Genomic DNA, 4,461 nt, shown 5'->3' on the forward strand with positions numbered 1-4,461 from the left:
CACGACATTGAAACCAACCACAGGCCATATAAATCTGTTGTCTTTTTCTCGAAAATGGAATTATGCAAAGTGCTCACCTCATAAAGAAACGCCATTGAGCGACTACGGCCTGGATAATAAGGCATAACTTCCTCGAAGACTTCCTTTGCCGTTCGAGTTCCATTGGAAATCGCTCTAAGAGTCATGACCATGAGCAGTTCTCTATTTCCCATTCCAAATTTGATCATGGACGGCTCGATCTGATTGACTTTCTTGTTGACTGAGTTCATGAAAGGATCCACCTCCTTCTTTAAATGGGGTAGGGGAAACGTTTTCCCTATTCCAAAATGTGCCTATATTCATTATACCATACAGTTCGCTAACAGAATAAATTTTCTTGTGTTATGACAGCACAGTTCCACTCCCCCACTCTTCCTATTTGCCATGCTTTTTTCCTTTTTAAATTTCAGGAACCTCAATTTTAACTTGAGGAACCTGGAATCGTACCCAGGTACTTAATTTAGTTTGGGTGGGAGGGCGCCGCGTGCAAGGCGGGAGGGGGCCTGGGCCGAAAAAGAGTTCTCAAATTTTGAAAAGGGACCCTTAAAAATCTCAATTAGGTCGAACTACCGAACGGACGAGCTAGAGCAATCAGACAACTATAGAAACGAAAGCAAAACTGAGCTCGCTTAAATCAAGATATGTTATTCTGTTAACGGACCGTCTATTGAACAGAATATATTGCTCTTTCTATTTTTTTGGATGTGAATAAAGTAAGTGTGCCAGTACGAACCCTCGCAGCACTGGCCACCCCCGGATCGGTTCACCGTCATATCCACCCGATCCGGACTCTTCCGAACGGCAGCTGCAAGCCGGCATGTCCCGGGGTCCCCGCTCTACCCTGACCCTCACATCAGGAGTAGCGGTCTCACAGACCGACTTCACCCGTCCAGTAAACCCGTCGAATCGATATGGCCGTAACGCCCACACATCAAACTTATCACATAAGGGGGTACCGCCAGCAAAACGCGAATTTACAACGCTATGGAGTCCTGACACAAAAATAGCCGTTTTCACCACGCTAAGGTGTAACCGGCTTTCTTTTTAACTAGAGCTTAACAGCCTACTCCTTTACCCTTAATAAACGCAAGCTATTTAAAGTCACAATTAGAGTAGCTCCCATGCAGCTGACATCACCGGCAAACGTATGGGTTAAACTGGGATTTCATTGATTACCTCGTTATACTCAAACTACGCATCGTGATCGCCAACAGCTCTATCTGGATTGGAAATTCCTCTAGAACTTGTCCGGATTGGGGATACGTTTTTTCCAGTTCGGAGTGTGCCTGTGCCGGCACTACCTGGAAGAGTAAAAACAATAACAGTAAGAGAATTACTTTCCGTATAGAATTCACGCTTGTCATCTTTCTTACTTGCGCTAATGCAGCGTTGGAGCTAACAGATGAAAACCCCACTGAAGAAGAAAATACAAGAATATCCCCAAAAAGAACAAGGAAGCGATCGGTCTATCTTCCGCTGCGTTCACAACAGGTAGTAAATCTGTTCCCGCTACGTAAAGAAAAATGCCCGCAGTAAAAGCAATCGCGATTGCCGTAATTTGTTCATGCGGCAAAGCGACGTGCGAGAGCATCATCGCAACGACGGCACCGAAAATGGTTGAAAGACCTAACAGAAGCGCTGCAACTACTGCCTGTCCCCGCTTTCTTGACATAGCAAAAACGATGGATGAAATGGTTAAACCATCAGGAATTTTATGCATCAGAATTGCAATTAACACTGTTACACCTAACCGAACGTCCACTTCAAAACTGGCAACGATGGATAACCCGTCAAAGAAGGTATGAATCATCATGCCAAAAAATGCTCCTACGGCAGCACTTTTCTCGTTACCATGATGATGCGTTTCTTCACCGAAATGGAAGTGGGACGCTACAAACTGCTGAAAGAAAAACAATGCCATAATTCCTGCCAAAACAAAAACCGGCGTTGTTGGCATTACTTCAATTGCCTCGGGGATTAAATCCATGATCGCAATTGAAAGGAGTAACCCTGCACTCAGCGCCATCAAACCATTGATGCCTCGTTTTGACCAGTGTTTTTTAAATAAGATGAATAACCCACCGACTACATTTGCAGCAGCGGCGAGGAGAACAAAACCGACTACACTCCAGCTCAATACGATCACACCTTATTTCGTACTCAGAAAAACGGAGGATTAACCCCCCCTTTCTTCACTTTTAACTCAGAAACGCATGCTATTTTAGGTAACACCAACAAAACGCGGATTTACACCGTTGGTGGGATCTGGACCTAAAAAAACCGGTTCTCACCATGCTTAGAAGTAATTTCGAATTCAACTCCTGGTTGGGAGCTGTGATAATTTGAATGATGCGACTGTTCTTTAGTGTCTATCTCCTCTTGTTACCAAATCGCCAATACCTATTGCTTGCTTACCCATTTGAATCCATGCCTGTTCAAACGCATCTTTTCTTTTTTTTATGTTTTTACCCGATGTTAAACTTGGATCGTTAAAATAAACATATTCTTGATCAACACCCGTTAAAAGAACGGAATGCTGATGCCAAGTAGTTGAAATAGGTCCGTCTTTCGTCATCCACTGGACTAACCTTGTATCAACTTTTTTATATTTGGTATTAACGATTACCCAAATCGGTTTTCCATTTTTCACAACGTGTAAAATATCATCAAATGACAAACCTGAATAATTGACTACTCGACTTCCTGCGTACTTTTGAGCTAATTTTTCAATAGGAGTATGAAAAACTCCGAACCCAGGTTTGCTCCTATCATACATATCGCCAACAAAACCCTTATAAGGATTCCCCCAAAACATTTGACCACTCTGATCATATGTTAAAGAGGTTCTATCTTTCGTGATTTCTGCGGCAAGCTCCATTTTATTTACCTGAAAACCGTAGTATTGCAATAACATAGCTAAAGCCGTAACTTCGCAACCACGTGGTAACTCTGGATGCTGACTTACAAAAGGGGCGTCAACATGGTCTTTATAAATATCGCCGGGTCGTTTTCCCCAGACGGTCACTTGATTTTTGGTTCTTATTGTTACAGAAAACGGCAATGATTTCGCAAAGTGAATGGCTTCGGGTAAGCTTTTAAACCCTTGAAAAAACTGTCCTTCTTTGAAAAGTAAATAAGGGACATCATCTATTTCGTTCTTTTTCGTTCCTAATTTATTTTGTGCCACTTCAGCCTGGGGTAAACCCTTGATAACCTCAACAAGCTGATCGATGGTGATATGTTGTTTTCTTGCATAAAACATTCCGAAGAAACTTAATTCAAATAAAGTGATTACCGCTAAGATGTATCTTATCCTCTTCCATTTACTACCGAGGCCCATGGGATCACCTGATTACTTTTTTCGAAAGAGTAGTTATCTCATATATGCGTTGCCTGTACGTCCTTATTTGATCTTCTTGGCATGATAAAGGGACAAGGTTCCATAAATCGTCATGAATCTAGAAGTTTCTTTAACGACGTTAAATCCTGAATGCTTGATAAGTTTTGGCAATAAACCCTCTACGTTATCTTTGGTGGTAGTAAATCCATCAAGGATTTGAATGGACAAGAAGGCTATACGCATGAGTTGATTGTGAGGCTTTCCCCAATCCGCTAGATGAAGTTCACCATCTGGCTTTAAAACACGGTAAATCTCATCTAGTGTTGCTTTTTTACTTTCGTGGGATAAATGGTGAAACATTAGGCATGAAACAACTCGATCAAATGAATGATCCGGATACGGTAGCTCAAAAGACATTCCTTGATCAAAAATGATGTCCATTCCCACACTGGCGTTTTTTCCCCTGGCAATTTCGAGAACTTTTGGATCAGCATCCAATCCGAACACTTCCGTGTTCGGATTCGCTTGTTTTATGAGTAGAGTTAGCGTACCGGTTCCACATCCAAGATCAAGTACACGTTGTCCAGATCTGAGTTGAATTTGTTGGATGAGTCGGTTTTTAAAGGAAGATTCCCGCATTGTCCAGCGAAGAATCGGATCATAAATCGATGTAAGCCAATGAAATCGTAGAGCAGGGATAAAATCATTTCGCCTATCTTCCCCTTTTTTCATACGAAAACCCCTCTCAATTTGTTTTTACGTCAGGGACAACTTTGGTGAGCGGATTGCTTTAAATCAAAGCATATATTTGGACAGCCAGTCATATAAATACTTTAGTCATTCTACCCTTTAAAGGGGGATTATTATGTCCATCGAATGGGGAGCTAGTTTTCCTGTCCTAAGTGCAATTATTCTTGGAATAATCGGGGCAATGGAACCTTGTCAACTTTCGAACAACACGGCAGCTTTTTTGTTGATTGGAAAAAAGGGGGCCACTATTGAAAACCTGGTCATAGCCCCGTCAAGTAGACACTAAAAAAAGACGCTATCTTAAGCGGCGATCGATTCCCGGTATTGGACTG

4 protein-coding genes are annotated in these 4,461 nt (G+C 42.1%); all 4 read right to left on the reverse strand.

Going from position 1 to position 4,461, the window contains the following annotated elements; genetic code table 11:
- Positions 1–269 (reverse strand): hypothetical protein (locus AC3WQH_RS25265; RefSeq protein WP_492332317.1); only part of this gene is annotated, 269 nt, incomplete at its 3' end.
- 1,148 nt (positions 270–1,417) lie between these two features.
- Positions 1,418–2,176 (reverse strand): ZIP family metal transporter, encoded by a 759-nt coding sequence (locus AC3WQH_RS25270; protein WP_026557608.1) that lies wholly within the window; start codon positions 2,174–2,176, stop codon positions 1,418–1,420.
- Between the two features lie 225 nt (positions 2,177–2,401).
- Positions 2,402–3,379, reverse strand: a complete 978-nt coding sequence (locus AC3WQH_RS25275; RefSeq protein ID WP_106656998.1) for a C39 family peptidase — start codon at positions 3,377–3,379, stop codon at positions 2,402–2,404.
- A gap of 63 nt (positions 3,380–3,442) precedes the next feature.
- Positions 3,443–4,111 (reverse strand): class I SAM-dependent methyltransferase, encoded by a 669-nt coding sequence (locus tag AC3WQH_RS25280; RefSeq protein WP_026557609.1) that lies wholly within the window; start codon positions 4,109–4,111, stop codon positions 3,443–3,445.
- Positions 4,112–4,461: the final 350 nt, after the last annotated feature.

This window comes from Brevibacillus sp. FW301-21C12A (assembly GCF_058788915.1).

What these genes read in the sequence shown, in the direction of transcription:
- AC3WQH_RS25275 (WP_106656998.1), bottom strand. Translation starts at nt 3,379, where the DNA reads ATGGGCCTCGGTAGTAAATGGAAGAGGATAAGATACATCTTAGCGGTA.
- AC3WQH_RS25280 (WP_026557609.1), bottom strand. Translation starts at nt 4,111, where the DNA reads ATGAAAAAAGGGGAAGATAGGCGAAATGATTTTATCCCTGCTCTACGA.